The organism is Catenulispora rubra (assembly GCF_015356825.1).
GTDB lineage: Bacteria > Actinomycetota > Actinomycetes > Streptomycetales > Catenulisporaceae > Catenulispora > Catenulispora rubra.
The window spans coordinates 1-5,630 of the sequence record NZ_JAACYW010000466.1 but is presented as its reverse complement, the minus strand read 5'-3'; the positions used below and the strand labels follow the sequence as shown (position 1 = coordinate 5,630).

Below are 5,630 nucleotides of genomic sequence, written 5' to 3'. Positions count from 1 at the left end.
TGGCGGAATCAAGCCGCATCACACTTGCTGTGGTCCGGCTCCGTCCGGCTTGACACCGCCAAACCGGGCAGGTTGGCTGCGCCCGCTGACGCGGCGAGGGACCCAGAACCAAACCCCCGCATGGTCCGGAGGACCCGGCGGAGGACACCACCAGCCGGGCTCGCCCGTCACCGCCGCTGAAAAAGCCGCGGGCCCCGGCCGCGCCCGGAGCGCAGTCGGGGCCCGTGGCCCGAAAACCAGAGCCCTTACAGGCCCTGCATGATCTCGCGCATGAGCTGCGCGGTGGCCGACGGCGTCTTGCCGACCTTCACGCCGACGGCTTCGAGCGCCTCCTGCTTGGCGGCGGCGGTGCCGGCCGAGCCGGAGACGATGGCGCCGGCGTGGCCCATGGTCTTGCCCTCGGGGGCGGTGAAGCCGGCGACGTAGCCCACCACCGGCTTGGTGATGTGCTCCTTGATGTAGGCCGCCGCGCGCTCTTCGGCGTCGCCGCCGATTTCGCCGATCATGACGATCGCCGCGGTGTCCGGGTCGTCCTGGAAGGCCTGGAGGCAGTCGATGTGCGTGGTGCCGATGACCGGGTCGCCGCCGATGCCGACGGCGGTGGAGAAGCCGAAGTCGCGCAGCTCGTACATCATCTGGTAGGTCAGGGTGCCGGACTTGGACACCAGGCCGATCTTGCCGGCCTTGGTGATGGTGGCCGGGATGATGCCCGCGTTGGAGGCGCCGGGGGTGATCAGGCCCGGGCAGTTCGGGCCGATGATGCGGGTCTTGGCGCCCTTGGCGAGGTTGTACGCCCACACCTCGGCGGTGTCGTGGACCGGCACGCCTTCGGTGATGATCACGCACAGCGGGATCTCGGCGTCGACCGCCTCCAGGGCCGCGGCCTTGGTGAAGGCCGGCGGGACGAAGACCACGGACACGTCCGCGCCGGTCTTGTCCATCGCCTCGGCCACGGTGCCGAAGACCGGGACCTCGACGCCGTCGACGTCCACTGTGGTGCCGGCCTTGCGCGGGTTCACGCCGCCGACGATCTTGGTGCCCGAGGCCAGCATGCGCTTGGTGTGCTTCATGCCCTCGGAGCCGGTCATGCCCTGGACGATGACCTTGCTGTTCTCAGTGAGGAAGATAGCCATTTCTTTTGCCCAGTCCCCTTAGCGCGCGTTCGCCAGCTCGGCCGCGCGGTCCGCGGCGCCGTCCATGGTGTCGACCTGCTCCACGCCCGGCAGCTTGGCGTCCACCAGGATCTGGCGGCCCAGCTCGGCGTTGTTGCCGTCCAGGCGGACGACCAGCGGCTTGCTGCCGGCCGCGGCGCCCAGCAGCTCGAAGGCCTGCACGATGCCGTTGGCGACCGCGTCGCAGGCGGTGATGCCGCCGAAGACGTTGACGAACACCGACTTCACGGCCGGGTCGTTCAGGATGATGTCCAGGCCGTTGGCCATGACCTCTGCCGAGGCACCGCCGCCGATGTCCAGGAAGTTCGCCGGCTTGACGTTGCCGTGCTTCTCGCCGGCGTAGGCGACCACGTCCAGGGTGGACATGACCAGGCCCGCGCCGTTGCCGATGATGCCGACCTCGCCGTCGAGCTTGACGTAGTTCAGGTGCTTGGCCTTGGCCTTGGCCTCCAGCGGGTCCGCCGAGGCCTTGTCCTCCAGCGCCTCGTGGTCCTCGTGGCGGAAGGCGGCGTTCTCGTCCAGCGAGACCTTGCCGTCCAGCGCGACGATCTGCCCCGAGGAGGTCTTCACCAGCGGGTTGACCTCGACCAGGGTGGCGTCCTCCTTGACGAAGACCTGCCACAGCTGCACCAGCGCGGCGGCGACCTGGTCGGCCACGTGGTGCGGGAAGTTCGCGGCCTTGACGATCTCGTCGGCCTTCTCCTGCGAGAGCCCCTCGTGGTAGGCCGCGGCGTCGACCGGGACCTTCGCCAGCGCCTCGGGCTTGGTGACCGCGATCTCCTCGATCTCCATACCGCCCTCGACGCTGGCCATCGCCAGGAAGGTGCGGTTGGAGCGGTCCAGCAGGAACGAGACGTAGTACTCCGCCTCGATCTCGGCGGTCTGGGCCAGCATCACCTTGTGGACCGTGTGGCCCTTGATGTCCATGCCCAGGATCGCGGCGGCCTTCTCCTTGGCGTCCGCCGGGCCCTCGGCCAGCTTCACACCGCCGGCCTTGCCGCGGCCTCCGACCTTCACCTGGGCCTTGACGACCACCCGGCCGCCCAGCTTCTCGGCAGCGGCTTCCGCCTGCTCCGGGGTCTCGGCCACTTCGCCGCCCAGCACCGGCACACCGTGCTTAGCGAAGATGTCCCTCGCCTGGTACTCGAAAAGATCCACGCGCGTCCGTCCCTCATCAAAGGAAGATTCCGGTACGGCTACCGCTACGGAAAACGCGGATGCCGTCCACCTCATCGCAGGGTAGTCCGGTGCGCTGCCAGATCACGAACCGGGAGCCGGACACCGGGGGTGTGAATTCGGGCACACGGGGGACCCGCCACTGGCCCCGACATCCGAGACGGGACCAGTGGAGTTGAGCCGGATCCGAAGGTTTTGCTATGCGTTCCGGTCGCATTCCCGCGCGCGCAACGCGCGGGCCGCGTCGTCCCGGGCCTCCAGCACCAGCCGCCGCAGCGCCGGCGCCTTGGCCGCGTCGGAGGCCAGCCACGCGTCGGTGCGCGCGAGCAGTTCCGGCGAGGTCAGCGGCCACGGGAAGCCGCCGCTGACGATCCGCTCGGCGTTCTGGATGCTGCGCTCGGCCCAGATCGTCGCCAGCTGCGCGAAATACGGCTCGACGTAAGGCTCGGCCAGCTTGTCCCCGTCGACCTGGTAGAACTCGGACAGCACGGCGCCGATCAGGTCGTTGGGCTGATCGGGTGTCTCCACGACCAGCCGCCAGGCCTCCGCCTTGGCCTCGGCCAGCGGACGCGCGGCGCGGGCGGCGGCCCGGTGCCGGCGGCCGTCGGCGGTGTCGTCGGCCGCGGCCTCGCGCTCGGCCAGCAGCCCGTCGTCGTCCAGGCCCTCGGCGGCCAGCGTCTCGATGATCGCCCAGCGCAGGTCCTGGTCGACGGCCAGCCCGCCGAACGACAGCGCTCCGGACAGCAGGGCCTTGAGCTTGTCGAAGTCCGAGTCCTGACTCGCCGCGCGCACCGCGCCGTAGACGAAGGCCACCTGGTGGTCGCCGCCGGCCGGCGCCGCCGCCAGCAGCTCCCACAGCCGGGTGGAGATCGCGACGTCGGCGGCCGGGCGGTGGGCCGGGTCGAGGTACTCCCCGCGCACCACGCGCACCTGGCGCAGCAGGTTCTGCACGACGCTGATGTCGGTCTCGGCCTCGATGTTGCGCAGCACGATCGCGATGAAGCGGCGCCCGGACATCACCGCGTCCCGCGTCATGTGCCAGACGCCGGACCAGGCCAGCGCGCGGGCCATGGAGTCCGGCAGGGCCGCGATGCCGCCGCGCTCGAAGGCGTCGAGCTCCGCCGGGGTGAAGCGGATCTTGGCGTAGGTCAGGTCCAGGTCGTTGAGCAGCACCAGGCCCGGCCGCGGCTTGCCGAGCAGCTGCGGCAGCTCGGTGCGCGCGCCGTCGATGTCCAGCTCGAACCGCTCCACCAGCTCCACGGCGCCGGTGGCCGGGTTCGGGGAGTAGCAGCCCACGGCGATCCGGTGCGGACGCAGGGTCGGAAACTCCGGCACCGCGCTCTGCGCGATGGCCGCGGCGGTGACCACGCCGTTCGCGTCGGTTTCCAGCTCGGCGGTCAGGGTGTTGACGCCGGCGGTCTCCAGCCAGGCCTTCGACCAGGTCTTCAGGTCGCGGCCGGAGGTCTCCTCCAGCGCGGCCAGCAGGTCGTCCAGGGTGGTGTTGCCGAAGGCGTGGCGCTTGAAGTAGCGGCGGGCGCCCTCCAGGAACGCCTCCTCGCCGACGTAGGCGGCCAGCTGCTTGAGGACCGAGGCGCCCTTGGCGTAGGTGATGCCGTCGAAGTTGAGGCGGGCGTCCTCCAGGTCGCGGATGTCGGCCACGATCGGGTGCGTGGTCGGCAGCTGGTCCTGGCGGTAGGCCCAGGCCTTGCGGCCGTTGGCGAAGGAGACCCACGCGTGCTCCCAGCGGGTGGCGCGGGTCAGGGCGTAGGCGCCCATGAAGTCGGCGAAGGACTCCTTGAGCCACAGGTCGTCCCACCACTTCATGGTGACCAGGTCGCCGAACCACATGTGCGCCATCTCGTGCATGATCGTGTTGGCGCGGCCCTGGTAGGAGGCGTCGGTGGTCTTGGAGCGGAAGACCATGCGCTCGTTGAAGGTGACCAGGCCCGGGTTCTCCATGGCGCCGAGGTTGTACTCGGGCACGAAGGCGGAGTCGTACTTCCCGAAGGGGTAGGGGTAGTCGAAGATCTCGTGGTAGAAGTCCAGGCCGGCCTTGGTGACGTCGAGGATCGCCGCGGCGTCGAAGTAGGGCGCCAACGACTTGCGGACCATGGCGCTGACCGGGATCAGCAGCTCCGAGCCGTCCTTGAGCGCGACGGTGTGCTCGTCCTCGACCACGTGGTAGTCGCCGGCCACGATCGCGGTGATGTAGGTGGAGATCGGCTCGGTGGCGTTGAAGCGCCAGACGTTGGCGCCGTCCGCACCCTGCGTCAGCTCCTCCAGCGTCTCGTTGGACCAGACGCGCCACCCCTGCGGGGCGGTGACGGTGAACTGGAAACGGGCCTTGAGGTCCGGCTGCTCGAAGTTGGCGAACAGCCGCCGCGAGTCGGCGGGCTCGAACTGGGTGTAGAGGTACACCTCGCCGTCCACCGGGTCCACGAAGCGGTGCAGGCCCTCGCCGGTGTGGCTGTAGGCGGCGTCGGCGTCGATGACGACGACGTTCTCGGCCCGCAGCCCGCGCAGGTGCACGCGCGCGCCGTCGAAGACCTCGGCCGGGTCCAGCGCCTCGCCGTTGAGCGTCACGCTGCGCACCGCCGGCGCCAGCAGATCGACGAAGGAGGCGGCGCCGGGCTCGGAACAGCCGAAGGTGATGGTGCTCCTCGACCCGAACGTGGTGTCGCCGCGCGTCAGATCGAGCTCGACCGCGTAGTGCCCGGCCGTCAAAAGCCGGGCACGCTCCGCCGCCTCGTCGCGGGTCAGATTGCCGCCAGTCATCGGTTTACTCCTGTCGCGCGGTAAGGGCCGTCCGCGTCGACGACCGCCTTCGACGATCCTAAGAGCGCCAGGAAGCCGACGGCGGCGCCGCACCCCGCGGCGATCGCGGCGTCCCGGTAGATCAACAATCCGTCGGTGTTCGCCCGCCACACGGTGACGAACCCGCCGCCGCCCTGATGCGCAGCCATCGAGACGATCACCGCCTGCCCCGCGATGTACGCGGCCATACCCACGACGAAGCCCAACGGCGGCCGCGCCAGACCACCCACCCGAGCGATGCCGCTGGCCGCCAGGACCAGCACGAGGACGTCGAGGGTGACGCCGGCGGCGGGTTCTTTGAGCTCACTGGCCAGCCCGCCGGGCAGGACGTGCGGGCTGAGCACCGCGGTCGCGTTGTAGACGGCCATGGCGACGGCGCTGCGCCGCGCGCCGAGCAGGAATCCGAGCCCGAGAGCGGTCGCGGCGAAGGCGATGTCGGCGGCGGTGCCAGCGGGCAGCAGGCCGAAG

At 70.3% G+C, this 5,630-nt stretch carries 4 protein-coding genes; all 4 read right to left on the bottom strand.

The window, feature by feature from the left end:
- Window positions 1–245: 245 nt before the first annotated feature.
- Window positions 246–1,133, bottom strand: coding sequence for a succinate--CoA ligase subunit alpha (gene sucD, locus GWK61_RS52285; RefSeq protein ID WP_194921706.1), 888 nt, complete (start codon window positions 1,131–1,133; stop codon window positions 246–248).
- 18 nt (window positions 1,134–1,151) lie between these two features.
- Window positions 1,152–2,330 carry an ADP-forming succinate--CoA ligase subunit beta gene (sucC, locus tag GWK61_RS52280; protein WP_194921705.1) on the bottom strand — a complete coding sequence of 393 codons (1,179 nt, stop codon included), beginning with the start codon at window positions 2,328–2,330 and terminating at the stop codon, window positions 1,152–1,154.
- Window positions 2,331–2,546: 216 nt separating this feature from the next.
- Window positions 2,547–5,123 (bottom strand): aminopeptidase N, encoded by a 2,577-nt coding sequence (gene pepN / locus GWK61_RS52275; protein WP_194921704.1) that lies wholly within the window; start codon window positions 5,121–5,123, stop codon window positions 2,547–2,549.
- A partial coding sequence (locus tag GWK61_RS52270; RefSeq protein WP_194921703.1) for a hypothetical protein occupies window positions 5,120–5,630 on the bottom strand: 511 nt, incomplete at its 5' end. The genes GWK61_RS52270 and pepN, both read right to left, overlap by 4 nt.